The organism is Streptomyces sp. NPDC059455, assembly GCF_042750115.1.
In the GTDB taxonomy this organism is placed as follows: domain Bacteria; phylum Actinomycetota; class Actinomycetes; order Streptomycetales; family Streptomycetaceae; genus Streptomyces; species Streptomyces endocoffeicus.
The window spans coordinates 1-13,396 of record NZ_JBHYVB010000262.1 but is presented as its reverse complement, the minus strand read 5'-3'; the positions used below and the strand labels follow the sequence as shown (position 1 = coordinate 13,396).

Sequence of the window (13,396 nt, the reverse complement as noted above, 5' to 3'; positions counted from 1 at the left end):
CTCGTTAACCACTGGCTTCTCTTCTGTCTCGGCGGCAGGAGCACCGACGGCCACGACTGAGTTCGAGCGGTACGCGGCATCGGTCATCGTCAACGGGTCTCAGTACTCCAGCGAAGCCATCCCCTCGTGAGCAGGCGCCTGAGGTGGGAGCGCGGACCTCAGAGCGAGGTCGCGGATCCGCCATACGGCTAATCTACTTAACAATATAGGGGATGGTCTCGGCAGAGGTGCGGTGTGACCCCGCGGCCCCCGCGTACGGCAACCGCCCCCGGCTGTCGGCGAGGCCGTGGTAGCGCGCGTTCCACCATGCAGTAAGCGGGCGCGGGCCGCCCGTTCGGGCAGGGAGAAATCCATGGGCAGTGACCCCGTCGACAGCAAGCCCGCGCCCCGCCTCCACGGCAGGATTGTCGGCGCGGCCGACATGGCGTTTCGTGGAGGGGTCAGTGGCCGCCGCTCGATTCGACGGCGAGGCGCTTGGTAAACGTCTTGCCGCCGTCCTTCGACTCGTACACGCCGCTCTGCGTCGCCGCCAGGACGCGCTGGGCGTCGACGGCGGTGAGCGCCTGAGGCTGTCCGCCGGGGACGGTGGCGAGCTTCTTCCATGTGGTGCCGGCGTCGGTGCTGCGGCTCAGCCTGCCGGAGGTGTCGATGCCGTAGAGGGCGTTCGTGGCCTTCCAGGAGAGGAAGGCCATCACCGGCTGCCTGCCCTCGGCGAAGGTCTTGCCGCCGTCGGCACTGCGGGCGACTCCTTCCGCGGTGGTGGCGAGGACGAGGTCGGCGTCGTCCGGGTTGACCGCGATGTCGAGCGCCTGGAACGTGGCTCCGTCCTTCCAGGTGGTGCCGTCCTTGCTGGTGCGGAGCAGGCCGCCTGTGGAGTCGTAGCCGTAGACGGTGCCGTGAGCGTAGTCCAGGGCGTGGAAGTCGGACTTCCCTGAGAGGGAGAGCGACCTCCAGCTCCTGCCCGCGTCGGTGCTCTTGATCAGTCCCTTGTTGCCGGGACCGTCCGCTCCGGCGGTGGGGTGGCCGCTGGCGTAGAAGGTCTTGCCCTGGGCCACCGTGAAGCCCATGAAGTCGTCCTTGCTGTCGCCCACCAGTTTGGGATTGCCCTTGGAGCCGGGGGTGTAGATGCCTTCGTGGGTTGCGACGTACAGACGCTGGTCGGACGGGTCCAGCCCGAGTCCGTGGATGTGGCTGACAGTCGTGGCGGCATCGGACGAGTCCGTGTCGCCGTCTCCGCTGGAGCAGGCGGCCAGTGCGAGGCCGAGGGCGACGGCGGTGGCTGCCTGGACGGCGCGGTGCATCTGCATGGGTCCTCGGGAGTCGTGGGGGCGGGCCGGGACATGACCGGGCACGGCCCGAGTAAGGAGTGCGTGGGCGTGACCGCCCCGGGCTCCCCGGAGTGACCGGCTGAGCCCGGAACGGTCAGCGTGTGATCGGATCAGAGCTTGTCGAGGATGCCCTGGAGCGTCTTGACCTCGGCGGTCTGATTCTTGACGACATCGTCGGCGAGCTTCTTCGCGGTGGCGTTCTTACCGCTCTTCTGCTCGTCCTTGGCCATGTCGATCGCCCCGTTGTGGTGGTCGATCATCATCTGCGCGAACATCTTGTCGAAGTCCGTGCCCTTGGCGGCCGTCAGCTCCTTCATGTCCTTGTCGGACATGATCCCGGGCATGCCCGACTTCTCGGAGCTGCCGGAGCCGTGGTCCATACCGGGCATGCTGCTGTCGGACCCGTGGTCCATGCCGGGCATGCTGCCGCCCGACTCGGGCTTGCCCCATGCCTTGAGCCAGGACTTCATCGTCTTGATCTCGGGATCCTGAGCCTTCTCGATGTCCCCGGCGAGGGTCTTGATCTTGGCGTCCTCGGCACGCTCGTCGGCGAGCTTGGACATCTCGACGGCCTGCTCGTGGTGGGGGATCATCATCTGCGCGAACTTCACGTCCGCGTCGTTGAACGTGCCCGGTGCGGGGTTCTCCCCGGTGGTCGCGCTCGCCGAGGCGGAGCTCTTGCTCTTGCTCCCGTGGTCCATGCCGCTCATGTCGTCGTCGTTGCCACAGGCGGCGAGGACCAGGCCTGCGGCGGCGACGGTGCTGACGAGAGCGATGCGGCGGACGCGCGGACGCAGCGTGCTGCGCGTGATGGCGGTCATGTCGAAAACCTCGTGGTGTCTGTTCTGCGGAAAGTCTGTCGAACGGGGTGCGCGGGCAGCGCGAGCCGCCCGCGGTGGCGTTCGGCCTAGATCCGCAGGATTGACAGTCGAGCGAGGTCAGGTGGTCTGCACGGAGGGGGATTGGGGCGCAGGACCGCCATGGCGGCATCGCGAAGCCGTGCCAGCCGGTCCGTCCCGCGGCTCAGAACCGCCCGGAGAAGACCGGCGAGAATCCACGTGCCGAGCACGGCCACGCACAGCGAGGCCATGTCCATACCCATGGCCGGGGAGTGGGAGGACGTCTTGCTGTCCTGATGCGAGTCCGAAGAGTGCGAGGAGACGACAACGCCCTGCGGCGAGGGCATGCCGCCGCCTGGGTGGGCGGTCGTGGCCGATGCGTGAGCCGCTCCCATGCTCGTGTTGGAGGCGCTGTCGGGATGGCCCATCGAGTGCATCACGAAGACGCCCATCGCGAGCACGACGACGAGCAGCAAGCGCCCGAGGGCACTTGCCGCTCGTCCGTATCGGCTCACATGCACGTCGTGACTCCATCTGTGGTCGCTCCGCCGTCCGACACTACCGAAGCGGACCGGACCATGCTGTGTGGTTCGGTCATAGGGGTGACCTACTAAGCTGTTTGGCAGTAATGGTAACGGCATGAGAGGCGGGCGCATGCGCACGTGGACGCCACAACAGTGGGTGGCGGCGGTGGCCGTGGCCCTTGTCGCCGGGGCCGCGATCGGTGTGCCGACCGGGGTCGTACCCACGCCTTTCTACACCCGGATGACCCCGGTGCTGTGGTGGAACTATCCGGTCTGGGTGGCGTCATCGCTGCTCATGGGACTGCTGGTGGCGACGTACGTGAATGGGCCTCCGGCCGCGCGGGCCGATGGGCCGCGAGGGCGCCGGGCACTGCTCGCGGGCGTGCTGTCCGCGTTCGCCGTCGGTTGCCCGATCTGCAACAAGCTGGTGGTACTGGCTCTCGGGGTGAGTGGAGCCCTCTCCTACTGGGCCCCCGCACAGCCAGTCCTGGCCATGGCCTCGCTGGCGCTGCTCGCGCACGCCCTGGTGCGGCGTCTGCGTACGGCCGCCGCTTGCCCCGTGCCGAGCGCGCCCCCTCGTCAAGGCTCCGCAGGGCCCCAGGACTCTGCCCACTACGATGAGCGGTCACTGGTGCCGGAGGCTTCGCGTTCCGGGGGCGAAGGGAGCGATCGTGCGTCAGCTGGGTGAGCTCGAGGCGGAGATCATGCACCGCCTATGGGCCTGGGGGCGGCCGGCGACCACACGCGACGTACTGGTGGACCTCAGCAAGAAGCGGCCCATCGCCTACAGCACGGTGAAGACCGTGGCCGACATTCTGCACAGTAAGGGCATGCTGAAGCGGCACAAGGAGGGGCGGGCCTGGGTATACGAGCCCACGTGTACCCGGCAGCAGTACACGGCGTCGCAGATGCAGGAGGCGCTCGGTGGCAACCCGGATCCGGTCGGAACTCTGGTCAGTTTCATCGATCAGATCACGCCGGAAGAGGCGGACGCCCTACGCTCGGCTCTCCGAGCGGCCAAAAAGCGGAGCGACGCGTGATCATAGCTGTGGCACTGGCCGGATACGCGGCCCTGGTGGGCGCCGCGATGCCCCCTCTGCTGTCACAGGCACGGTGGCCCCACCGCGCTCCGGTCATAGCGGTCCTCGCATGGCAGGGACTCATGGTGACGTTCGTCGTCGCCACCGCGCTCACGGTGTACCACTTGGTCCTCACCGAGCAGCATGCGCATGAGGGTCTCCTCGGGCTGCTGAGCGTCTGCGGTCTGGCCGCCGACGCCCCGGTAAGCGAGTCCGCGCCCACCCTCGGGGACGCCCTGGCGCTCAGCGCCCCCGCCGTGATCGCGCTGCTGCCTCTGGGCTGGTTCGTGGTCTGCACCTGGCGGGCCCGCCGAGCGCGGCGGCGTCACCTCGACATGCTCGCCCTGGTCGGTGAGCCGGCCCCCGGATACGACGCCACGGTCGTGGACCATGACGCACCCGCCGTGTACTGCCTTCCCGGGCGTCGGTGTCGTGTCGTCATCACCCGGGGAGCCCTCGGCGTCCTGTCCGATGCGCAGCTGCGCGCCGTACTGGAGCATGAGCGCGCCCATATCGAGGGCAGGCACCACCTTCTCCATCTGCTCGTGGACGCGTTCTCCCGCACCTTCCCCGGCCTGCCGCTCGCCCGGCACGCCAAGGAGCAGATCACGCTGCTGGTGGAGATGATCGCGGATGACAGAGCCCTACGGAGCCACTCCAGGGACGCGCTGGCGACCGCCATGTGTGAGGTAGCCGCAGGGCAGGCGCCGCGGGGGACTCTGGGGGCCGGCGGGCCGGGTGCCCTCATCCGGCTGCGCCGCGTCCTCACACCTCAGCCCCGGCCGCACCGTGTGACGTGGCTGGGTGTCGTGGCCGCCAGTACCGCGGCTCCGCTGCTGCCGCTGTTGGTGGCCTGCGGACCCTGATCACACCGGCCCCCGGACCCTGATCACACCGGCCCCCACCCCACTCCTGTCCCGCACCTCCCGGGAGCCCCGGCCCGCCTTCCTGCGTGCGCCAGGGGCGCCGCTCGAGCAGAGGCTCCCGGTTCGCGAGGTGCTGCCGACAGCATACTGCTATGCCACTTAGCGGAACTGTGGCGGGGGGACAGTGGCCGGACGTCGCCAAAGCGGCGGAGCCACAGGCACGGCGCCCTGGAGGGCGATGCTGATCACTACCACCGGGCGCGTGAAGGGAAGGCATTCCTGGCGCGGCCCACGGGGGCCGTGCGGGAGGTGATCGAGCCAAGGATTAGCTAAGCAGCTTAGCTGATTAGCGTATGCTGACTGGATGCAACTCGCTTACCTGCCCAGTCCGGCGCAAGGAGTCGTACACCTGGGGCCACTGCCTCTGAGGGCGTACGCGCTCTGCATCATCCTGGGTATCGTCGTCGCCGTTTGGCTTACCCGACGACGTTGGGCCGCCTGCGGGCACGACCGCCACGAAGTCGACGACATCGCGGTTTGGGCCGTTCCGTTCGGCATCGTCGGCGGCCGTCTGTACCACGTGATCACTAGTCCCGACGCCTACTTCGGCGAAGGCGGCGATCCATGGAAGGCCCTGCGGATCTGGGAGGGCGGACTGGGCATCTGGGGCGCGGTCGCGCTCGGTGCGCTCGGTGCCTGGATCGGCTGCCGACGCCGAGGCGTCTCCCTGCTCGACTTCGCGGACGCCGTGGCACCGGGCCTCGCCCTGGCCCAGGCCGTCGGCCGCTGGGGCAACTGGTTCAATCAAGAGCTGTACGGGCGACCAACGACGCTTCCGTGGGGGCTGAGGATCGACCCCGCGCATCGCCCAGGAGCCAGCCCCGATATCGCGACGTACCACCCGACATTTCTGTACGAGTTCCTGTGGGACATCGGCGTCGCCCTCCTGCTGATCTGGGCCGGTCGGCGGTTCGCCCTGAAGCGGGGCCAGACCTTTGCCCTCTATGCCGCCGCGTACACGGTCGGCCGCTTCTGGATCGAGTATCTGCGCATCGACGAGGCCCACACCTTCGCTGGGCTTCGCCTCAACGACTGGACCTCGATCGCCGTCTTCTCCGCGGCTGCGGTCTTCCTTGTCCGGTCGGCGGGGCGCGGTGAGCGCGAGGCCCCGATGGGCTCGGACACCGCATCCGCACGCACAGACCCGGAAGAGGGAACCCTGGTATGACCAAGGAAGCACAAAAGATCAAGGTGGGCCGACTGCACACCCGCTCCCGGGCCTCTCGGATCGCCGGGTGGTCCCTTCTCGGGCTCGGCCTGATCACGTTGGTGGTCAACTGGATCGAGGAGTTCACCGATACCGTGACGATCCTCCCGGGCGGCCATTCACCCTTCTACCTGGTGGGAAGCATTTGCGTCATCGTCGTCGGGGCATGGCGGGCCGGTATCTTCGACGCCAAATAGGTCGCGACCACACCGCATGAGTGGCTCGGGGCGGCAGCCCCAGAGCACTGTCGCCTCGACGGCGGGATGCCCGGTCCACCGACCGGGCACCTCGCATGGGGCGGGGCCGTGTACCCGCCCCTCGTCATTCGTGCTGTCCGCGACTCACTTGAAGGACCGCAGCCGCAGGCTGTTGGTCACCACGAAGACCGAGGAGAACGCCATCGCGGCGCCCGCGATCATCGGGTTGAGCATGCCGGCCGCAGCCAGGGGCAGGGCCGCGACGTTGTAGCCGAAGGCCCAGAAGAGATTGCCCTTGATGGTGCCCAGGGTCTTCCGGGAGAGCCGGATCGCGTCCGCGGCCACCCGGAGGTCACCACGTACGAGAGTGAGGTCGCCCGCTTCGATCGCCGCGTCCGTGCCCGTTCCCATGGCCAGGCCCAGGTCCGCGGTGGCGAGGGCGGCCGCATCGTTGACACCGTCGCCCACCATGGCGACCACACGGCCTTCTTCCTGCAGACGCTTGATCACGTCCACCTTGTCCTGCGGCAGGACCTCGGCGATCACCTCGTCGATGCCGACGGTCTTGGCGACGGATTCGGCAACGGCCTGGTTGTCGCCGGTCAGCAGGACGGGCCTCATGCCCAGCCTCCGCAGCTCGGCCACCGCGGCGGCGCTGGTCTCCTTGACCGCGTCGGCGACGGTGAGCACACCCCGCGCCTCCCCGTCCCAGGCGACGGCGACCGCGGTACGGCCCTCAGCCTCCGCGGCGGCCTTGGCCTCGGCCAGCTCCCGCGGGAGTTCGATCGCCCACTGCCGCAGGAGTTCCTCGCGCCCGACGAGCACCGCGTGCCCGTCGACGAGGCCCTGGACGCCGAGACCGGCGACGCTGTCGAAGTTCTCCGGCACGGGGAGGCCCCCGGCCCGCTCGATGGCTCCGGCCGCGATCGCCTGGGCGATCGGGTGCTCGGAGGCGTGCTCCAGCGAACCTGCCAGTCGCAGCAGTTCCTCCTCGTCCACCTCCGGTGCGGGGAAGACGTCCTGAAGCCGCATCCGGCCCGTGGTCACGGTGCCGGTCTTGTCGAGGACGACGGTGTCCACTCGGCGGGTGGACTCCAGAACCTCCGGACCCTTGATCAGGATGCCGAGTTGTGCGCCACGTCCGGTGCCGACCATGAGGGCGGTCGGTGTCGCGAGCCCGAGCGCGCAGGGGCAGGCGATGATGAGCACCGCGACCGCCGCGGTGAAGGCCGCCGTTGCGTCGCCGGTGACGAACAGCCAGGCCAGCAGGGTGCCCAGGGCGATGAGGAGGACCACTGGGACGAACACCCCGGAGATCCGGTCGGCGAGGCGCTGCACCTCGGCCTTGCCGTTCTGGGCGTCCTCGACGAGCCTTGCCATCCGGGCGAGCTGGGTGTCGGCCCCGATCCGGGTGGCCTCGACGACCAGCCGTCCACCAGCGTTCACCGTGGCACCCGTGACGGCGGCGCCGACCGTCACATCCACCGGTACGGACTCACCGGTCAGCGTGGAGGCGTCCACGGCGGAGCTGCCCTCCACGACGGTGCCGTCGGTCGCGACCTTCTCACCGGGGCGTACGACGAAGCGGTCGCCGACGGTCAACTGGCCGACCGGGATGCGTACTTCCTTGCCACCCCGCAACACCGAGACGTCCTTGGCGCCCAGCTCCAGCAAGGCCTTCAGCGCCGCACCCGCCTTGCGCTTGGACTTCGCCTCCAGATAGCGCCCGGCGAGGATGAACGTGGTCACACCGGCCGCGGCCTCCAGATAGATGGAGGAGGAGCCGTCCGAGCGGGAGATCGTGAATTCGAAGCCGTGGCGCATGCCCGGCATCCCGGCATGCCCGAAGAACAACGCCCATACCGACCAGCCAAGTGCGGCGAGCGTCCCGAGCGACACCAGCGTGTCCATCGTGGCAGCGCCGTGGCGGGCGTTCGTCCAGGCGGCCTTGTGGAAGGGGAACGCGCCCCAGACGACGACCGGAGCCGCCAATGTCAGCGACAGCCACTGCCAGTTGTCGAACTGCAGGGCCGGAATCATCGCCATCAGGACGACGGGTACGGAGAGCGCCAGCGACACGAGCAGGCGCTGCCGCAGAGGGACCGGCTCGCCGTCGGCCGCGACCGGCCCGGATTCGGCTTCTCCGCCGGCCGAAGACGCGGGAGGCAGCGGCTCCTCGGCGGTGTAGCCGGTCTTCTCGACGGTGGCGATGAGATCGGCGACCGCCACCCCGTCGGGGTATGAGACCTTCGCCTTCTCCGTGGCGAAGTTGACGGTCGCCGTAACACCATCCATGCGGTTGAGCTTCTTCTCGATGCGGGTCGCGCACGAGGCACAGGTCATGCCGCCGATGGAGAGTTCGACCTCGGTCGAGGGCGTCAACGTCTTCTCGGGAACCGTACTGGTCATGAAGGTTCTCCTGGGGAGGGGCCGGGACGCACGGCGTCCGTATCAGCGGAGCGGTACGTCCCGGCCGGGAGGAATTCGCGTTCCTGAGGGAAGTGGCGGGCTGAGTCAGGCGGTGCCGACGAGCTCGTACCCGGCCTCGTCGACGGCGGCGCGGACGGCCCCCTCGTCGAGAGGAGCACTGGAGGTGACGCTCACCTCACCGGAGGCGGCGACGGCCTTGACCGCGGTGACGCCGTCCAGCGCGGATATCTCCTGGGAGATCGCGCCCTCGCAGTGGCCGCAGGTCATACCGGACACCTTGTACACGGTGGTGACGCCGGCGCCCTGGACGTCGGCCTTGGTATCGGAGCCGCAGGAACCGTCGGAGCTGCAGCAGGAGCCGGTGGTGGTTTGTGAGGTCATGGCTTCTCCCTCGGGGTGTCGTTGCATGCGGTCGTCTGCCAGAAGGCGCGTTCCTCTGCCCTCCAACGACAACCAAGGTACCCCTAGGGGGTATCTTCCGCACCTGTGGCGCTGACCACAGATCTTGTTCGGCGAGGCAGAGATGCGGCCAGACACCGGGAGTGGTGCGGTCCCGTCCTCCTCGGCGTCAGACCAGAGACTCAGGTCCTCGTCTCTCTGCCCGAACGCCGGCTTCGCGCCGCTCGCCGGGGTCGGCTTCCGGGTACGCACGCGGGAACCGACACCGTCAGACGACCATCATCAAGAGCATCGTGGACATGGTTCCACCCATGCCGATGTGTGCTGCCAGCGCCGCGTCCGGTGCGGCGCCGAGCTTGCGACGGCGGCCCTGGCCCGCCCGCTCCCCGGTCCGGGTCCTGTCCCACACGGAGATCGTCAAGGAGACCAGGAAGACAATCACCGTGTCCGGCATGGAGAGCAGCCAGCGCCCCCAGCCGCGGCCTCGGCCGCCCTCCCGGCTTTCAGCCGTACCACCCCTGCCGGTGCCCCGAACCCGCGCCCACACGGATGCGCCGATCGACAACAGGAAGTAGACAGCCAGCGCCGCAACCGCGAAGCGCCACACGGGAGTCGACCCCATAGTTCCCCCGCCATCGGACGCGGCAGCCCTCATACCGGGCATGTCCATTCCAGGCATGGATTCCATGCCACCCATGTCGCCCATCTCACCCATGCCGGCCTCATTTCCCATGCCCTCCATCCCCGGCATGTGCGCCATTGAGGAGCCGCCCAGCGCGAGAACCGGACCGGACGACGTACTGGTCATGGCGAGCGTCATGATCACCATGCCGGCGCTGCCGACGATGAGGTGCACCCAGTGGCGGCCGTGCTTCCAACCACGCGCGCGTGTGCTTGACCGCCATTGCCACGCCACCGAGACCGAGCAGGGCAAACACCGTCGCCCACCACCTTCCGGGGCGGCCTGGGCCGCCTCCGCGTCGGAGCCGGCCATGCCGGTCGCATGAGCGGCTCATGAGGATCGTCGAGGCCGTCCTGGACCGCCACTCGGCCCTCAAGGCCGCTCCGTAAAGGATCACACCGCGACGTCCGCCGGCCGGGGACGGTCAGGACCGCAGGGCGTCGGCGATCCAGGTGAACATGACCGGCATGATCTGGTCGAGCTTGTTGAGGGCGCAGTGGCTGCCGCCGGGAATGAGCTCGACCCGTGTATTCGGCCGGTCGTTGAACACCGTTGTGTCCGCGATCGGGACGTGCACGTCCGCGTCGCCGTTGATCACCAGCATCGGGCAGTTGTCCTGCGTGGTCAGCAATTCATCGAGGGCGAAGGACTCGAAGGCGGCGATGAGGGGGTCCATGTCCGGCTTGGTGGTGAAGCCGGCCGCGTTGCCGAAGATGTCGGCCATGCCGAACAGCAGGTTCTTGGCGTGTTCGGGTCCGAACGTGGCGCTGGTCACCGGGCCGCCCAGGACGACGGCCGCGTCGGCGTCGCCGCGCAGGCCGGTCTGGGCGGAGAAGTAGCCGCCGAAACTCAAGCCGAAGTGCCCGACCTTGCCCGTGGTGAGAGTGCGGGCGAACTGGAGCAGGCCACCGATGATCTCCTGCGTGTCAGGAGTCATGGGGATGTGGGTGAGTTCTCCCACCCCGGCGTGCTCGAACGCCACGATGCGGACCTTGGCGCCGAGCGCGAGCGCCTCCCACATGGGGTGCAGGTCCATTTTCCAGGTGTCGATCCCGCCGCTGGCGATCAGTACCGGGGTATCGGGTCCCGCGTCGGCCGGGCTCAGTATGTGCACCGGCACTTCGACGACGGCCCCGTGGTAGCGGGCGGTGACGGTGCGGCGCTCGAAACCGACCGGGAAGCCCGGCGCCGCCAGGGTGTACTGCTCGACCTGGTGGTCCATGGCGGCCGCCTTGGCCCGGTCGGCCAGGCTCGGGAACCGCGCCCCGCCGTAGGCCAGGGACGCCAGGTAGTGCTCCCCGGCGGCGGCATACCGCTCTGCCAGCCGGCTCCATTCCCAGGTCCACCCACCAGGAGCGTCAGCCCACATGTTGGTGATCGAGGCGCGCAGGCGGGCGATCTCGTCGGCGGGGAGGCCGAGGTTCACGAACTGTGCCGTGCGTTCCTCGAACAGATTCTCGGGATCGACGGGGAATTGGTAGGTCATGACGTTTCTCCTTGAACCCGTGGCCCGCCTCCGTGCGGCAAGGGCCGTACGTCCACGGTGTCCCGCCCGGCCACCTGCGGGAAGTGCCGGTCCGGCACCCCCGGTATGTACTCTGAGACATGGCCGTTGAACTGGCGCAGTGGCGCATGTTCGTGGCGATCGCCGACGCTGGGAGCCTGAGTCGGGCTGCCGTACGCCTGCGAACCGACCAGCCGGCGCTGAGCCGGGCACTCCGCCGCCTCGAACGCATGATCGGGTCTGAGCTGTTCCGTCGCAACCCGCGCGGCGTGACGCTCACCTCATTGGGAGCGGACCTGCTCGGCCAGGCCCGGCACCTGGTCAGCGCGGCCGACGAGCTCGACGCCCTCGCCTTCGCCCGCGGCCGTACCACAACGGCCGTTCTGAGAGCGGGCACCCTCGACTTCTACCCCTTCACCACCGCCCTCGCCGAGGCCCGCGCAACGCTGGCGGCCCGCCGGCCCCCGATAGCGGTCGAACTGATCCACATCCCCTGGCTCGCCCACGCCGCCGCGGTGACCAAAGGCGACATCGACATCGGATTCACCCTCACCGTCGACCGGCACCTCCCCTCGCCCGAGGTGCTGTACAGCACCCCGCTCCGCGCGGAGCAGCAGATCTACGCGTTGCTGCCGGCCAGCCACCCCCTCGCCACCACCCCCGGCATCAACCCTCGTGACCTGTCCGATGATCCGCTGCACCTGCCCCGCCGAGAAGACAACCCCGCGATCTACGACCTGATCCTCGAAACGCTCGCCGATCACGGCGTCCTCGCACCCAGCCGGGCCCCGACCGTCGACAGCCTCGCCGCTGTCGTCCAGGAGATCGCCGCCGGAAACGGCTGGACGATCGTCACCTCCGGCCCCGCTCAGCACCCCGTCCCCGGAACCGTCGCCCAGCCCCTGGCCGTCACCGTACGTCACCAGGTACACCTCGAAGCGATCTGGCACAAGGGTGCCAACCAGACCGCCGTCCGAGCCCTCATCAGCCGGCTCCGACACAGCAACAGGCAGCTTCGAGCGGACAGACCGCACCGCGGGTAGCGGCCTCGGGCCCCGGCCGGGCTGTGCCGAAGTGCGGGTGGTCCGGTGTGGCACCGAGTTCCCTCGGTCGAGGTGCTGAGTGCCATGCTTACGGCTGGTCGTCTCCCAACATCTTCTCGATCTTCTGCACCACGCGCCACATGGGAGCGTTCCGCGGCGCCACCATGACGATCACGTCGTCCTCCAGTGCGGGCGCGGTGCCGCTCTCCGTGCCGCTCTCCGTGGTGCCGCCGACGCTGTCCCATGTCTGCCGGACGAATGCCAGCGACTGATCCACCGCCTTCGCGGCATCGCCGTGCCCCCCGCCTCGCAGCCAGGTCCGCAGCCCGTTGTTGTGGGCGGCGACGACGGCCGCGGCCTGCACCTCTGCCCGAAGTGCTCCGTTGCGGTCACCCTCGTAGCGTCCCCGGAGGTAGTGGGCCAGGGTCCGCTCGTAGCGGTGCACCACGGACAGTTCGTAGCCGCGCAGGCTCGGCACTTCGCGGGTGAGTCGATAGCGCTGCACGGAGAACTCGGGGTTCGCGGCGTACATCCGCATGACGAGACGGGCCGCGTCGCAGACGACGTCGAGCGGTTCGCCGTCGGTGCTCGTCGCGAGGAAGGCGCTCATCTCTGTCAGGCAGCGCTCGTGATCGGGGAAGACGACGTCCTCCTTGGACGGGAAGTAGCGGAAGAACGACCGGCGTCCCACTCCGGCCCGCGCCACGATGTCGTCCACGGTGGTCCGCTCGAAGCCGTGCTCCAGGAAGAGCTGGAACGCGGCCTCGATGAGCGCCTCGCGCATGGGTGTTTTGCCGGATGGTCCCGGCCCGTTGACCGCCGCTGTCGCCCTGCCTTCGTCGCGTACGTCCGTCATGGAGGGAACGTAGCATCAGCATGGGCAGGGATGGTACTGAGTGCCTTTACGGAAGGCACTCAGTGCCATATCCTCATTCCGGTACTCCGCTGCGGCAGCGCAGACGTCCAGGAACCGTGAGGAGAGCCGACGTGAGCTTGAGGATCGTTGTCTGTGTTAAGTACGTGCCCGATGCGACCGGGGACCGGCATTTCGCCGAAGACCTGACGGTGGACCGCGACGATGTGGACGGTCTGTTGTCGGAGCTGGACGAGTACGCGGTCGAGCAGGCCCTGCAGATCGCCGACGAGGCCGATGACGCCGAGATCACCGTGCTGACCGTCGGCCCGGAGGACGCCAAGGACGCGCTGCGCAAGGCGCTGTCGATGGGTGCGGACAAGGC

The 13,396-nt window shown here is 68.7% G+C and carries 15 protein-coding genes; 7 read left to right on the top strand and 8 right to left on the bottom strand.

All coding sequences use genetic code 11. The annotated features are described in order from the left end of the window. Window positions 1–440: 440 nt before the first annotated feature. The 3 genes from ACFXB5_RS48010 to ACFXB5_RS48000 all read right to left on the bottom strand — a co-directional run bounded on the left by ACFXB5_RS48010 (window position 441) and on the right by ACFXB5_RS48000 (window position 2,643). Window positions 441–1,301 (bottom strand): F510_1955 family glycosylhydrolase, encoded by an 861-nt coding sequence (locus ACFXB5_RS48010; RefSeq protein WP_385220919.1) that lies wholly within the window; start codon window positions 1,299–1,301, stop codon window positions 441–443. A gap of 137 nt (window positions 1,302–1,438) precedes the next feature. Further along, window positions 1,439–2,149, bottom strand: a complete 711-nt coding sequence (locus tag ACFXB5_RS48005) for a DUF305 domain-containing protein (protein WP_385220913.1) — start codon at window positions 2,147–2,149, stop codon at window positions 1,439–1,441. An 86-nt stretch (window positions 2,150–2,235) separates the two neighbouring features. Next, window positions 2,236–2,643, bottom strand: a complete 408-nt coding sequence (locus ACFXB5_RS48000) for a DUF6153 family protein (protein WP_385220910.1) — start codon at window positions 2,641–2,643, stop codon at window positions 2,236–2,238. Window positions 2,644–2,821: 178 nt separating this feature from the next. Between ACFXB5_RS48000 and ACFXB5_RS47995 the strand changes: the two genes are divergently transcribed. The 5 genes from ACFXB5_RS47995 (at window position 2,822) to ACFXB5_RS47975 (ending at window position 6,100) form a co-directional block, all read left to right on the top strand. After that, window positions 2,822–3,379 (top strand): hypothetical protein, encoded by a 558-nt coding sequence (locus tag ACFXB5_RS47995; protein ID WP_385220908.1) that lies wholly within the window; start codon window positions 2,822–2,824, stop codon window positions 3,377–3,379. Then, window positions 3,363–3,731, top strand: coding sequence for a BlaI/MecI/CopY family transcriptional regulator (locus ACFXB5_RS47990; protein ID WP_201853888.1), 369 nt, complete (start codon window positions 3,363–3,365; stop codon window positions 3,729–3,731). The genes ACFXB5_RS47995 and ACFXB5_RS47990 overlap by 17 nt, the downstream gene beginning before the upstream one ends. After that, entirely contained in the window at window positions 3,728–4,636 is a 909-nt protein-coding gene (locus ACFXB5_RS47985) for a M56 family metallopeptidase (protein WP_385220905.1), read from the top strand. The genes ACFXB5_RS47990 and ACFXB5_RS47985 overlap by 4 nt, the downstream gene beginning before the upstream one ends. Before the next feature lie 364 nt (window positions 4,637–5,000). Next, window positions 5,001–5,864 carry a prolipoprotein diacylglyceryl transferase gene (gene lgt / locus ACFXB5_RS47980; RefSeq protein WP_385220902.1) on the top strand — a complete coding sequence of 288 codons (864 nt, stop codon included), beginning with the start codon at window positions 5,001–5,003 and terminating at the stop codon, window positions 5,862–5,864. Then, a complete protein-coding gene (locus ACFXB5_RS47975) occupies window positions 5,861–6,100 on the top strand; it encodes a hypothetical protein (RefSeq protein ID WP_385220899.1) in 240 nt (79 codons plus the stop codon). The genes lgt and ACFXB5_RS47975 overlap by 4 nt, the downstream gene beginning before the upstream one ends. Before the next feature lie 144 nt (window positions 6,101–6,244). Here the strand turns inward: ACFXB5_RS47975 and ACFXB5_RS47970 are convergent, their stop codons facing one another. The 4 genes from ACFXB5_RS47970 to ACFXB5_RS47955 all read right to left on the bottom strand — a co-directional run bounded on the left by ACFXB5_RS47970 (window position 6,245) and on the right by ACFXB5_RS47955 (window position 11,097). Further along, entirely contained in the window at window positions 6,245–8,509 is a 2,265-nt protein-coding gene (locus ACFXB5_RS47970; RefSeq protein WP_385220897.1) for a heavy metal translocating P-type ATPase, read from the bottom strand. A 105-nt stretch (window positions 8,510–8,614) separates the two neighbouring features. After that, window positions 8,615–8,911 carry a heavy-metal-associated domain-containing protein gene (locus tag ACFXB5_RS47965; protein ID WP_385220895.1) on the bottom strand — a complete coding sequence of 99 codons (297 nt, stop codon included), beginning with the start codon at window positions 8,909–8,911 and terminating at the stop codon, window positions 8,615–8,617. Between the two features lie 286 nt (window positions 8,912–9,197). Then, the gene (locus ACFXB5_RS47960) at window positions 9,198–9,785 is read right to left on the bottom strand and encodes a DUF5134 domain-containing protein (RefSeq protein ID WP_385220891.1); all 588 of its coding nucleotides are present in this window, start codon (window positions 9,783–9,785) and stop codon (window positions 9,198–9,200) included. Window positions 9,786–10,035: 250 nt separating this feature from the next. Next, window positions 10,036–11,097 carry an alpha/beta fold hydrolase gene (locus tag ACFXB5_RS47955; protein WP_385220888.1) on the bottom strand — a complete coding sequence of 354 codons (1,062 nt, stop codon included), beginning with the start codon at window positions 11,095–11,097 and terminating at the stop codon, window positions 10,036–10,038. A 119-nt stretch (window positions 11,098–11,216) separates the two neighbouring features. Between ACFXB5_RS47955 and ACFXB5_RS47950 the strand changes: the two genes are divergently transcribed. Further along, entirely contained in the window at window positions 11,217–12,158 is a 942-nt protein-coding gene (locus ACFXB5_RS47950; RefSeq protein WP_385220885.1) for a LysR family transcriptional regulator, read from the top strand. A gap of 88 nt (window positions 12,159–12,246) precedes the next feature. On the opposite strand, the gene ACFXB5_RS47945 is transcribed toward ACFXB5_RS47950, so the two are convergent. Beyond that, the gene (locus ACFXB5_RS47945; RefSeq protein ID WP_385220916.1) at window positions 12,247–12,942 is read right to left on the bottom strand and encodes a TetR family transcriptional regulator; all 696 of its coding nucleotides are present in this window, start codon (window positions 12,940–12,942) and stop codon (window positions 12,247–12,249) included. A 203-nt stretch (window positions 12,943–13,145) separates the two neighbouring features. On the opposite strand from ACFXB5_RS47945, the gene ACFXB5_RS47940 reads away from it, so the two are divergent. Beyond that, on the top strand, window positions 13,146–13,396 hold a 251-nt coding region (locus ACFXB5_RS47940; RefSeq protein WP_385220882.1), incomplete at its 3' end, for an electron transfer flavoprotein subunit beta/FixA family protein.

Excerpts from the sequence above, each read along its gene's own strand:
- ACFXB5_RS47975 (WP_385220899.1), top strand. The coding sequence starts at position 5,861 with ATGACCAAGGAAGCACAAAAGATCAAGGTGGGCCGACTGCACACCCGC.
- ACFXB5_RS48010 (WP_385220919.1), bottom strand. The coding sequence starts at position 1,301 with ATGCACCGCGCCGTCCAGGCAGCCACCGCCGTCGCCCTCGGCCTCGCA.
- ACFXB5_RS47950 (WP_385220885.1), top strand. The coding sequence starts at position 11,217 with ATGGCCGTTGAACTGGCGCAGTGGCGCATGTTCGTGGCGATCGCCGAC.
- ACFXB5_RS47955 (WP_385220888.1), bottom strand. The coding sequence starts at position 11,097 with ATGACCTACCAATTCCCCGTCGATCCCGAGAATCTGTTCGAGGAACGC.
- ACFXB5_RS47995 (WP_385220908.1), top strand. The coding sequence starts at position 2,822 with ATGCGCACGTGGACGCCACAACAGTGGGTGGCGGCGGTGGCCGTGGCC.
- ACFXB5_RS47965 (WP_385220895.1), bottom strand. The coding sequence starts at position 8,911 with ATGACCTCACAAACCACCACCGGCTCCTGCTGCAGCTCCGACGGTTCC.
- ACFXB5_RS47945 (WP_385220916.1), bottom strand. The coding sequence starts at position 12,942 with ATGCGCGAGGCGCTCATCGAGGCCGCGTTCCAGCTCTTCCTGGAGCAC.
- ACFXB5_RS48005 (WP_385220913.1), bottom strand. The coding sequence starts at position 2,149 with ATGACCGCCATCACGCGCAGCACGCTGCGTCCGCGCGTCCGCCGCATC.
- lgt (WP_385220902.1), top strand. The coding sequence starts at position 5,001 with ATGCAACTCGCTTACCTGCCCAGTCCGGCGCAAGGAGTCGTACACCTG.
- ACFXB5_RS47970 (WP_385220897.1), bottom strand. The coding sequence starts at position 8,509 with ATGACCAGTACGGTTCCCGAGAAGACGTTGACGCCCTCGACCGAGGTC.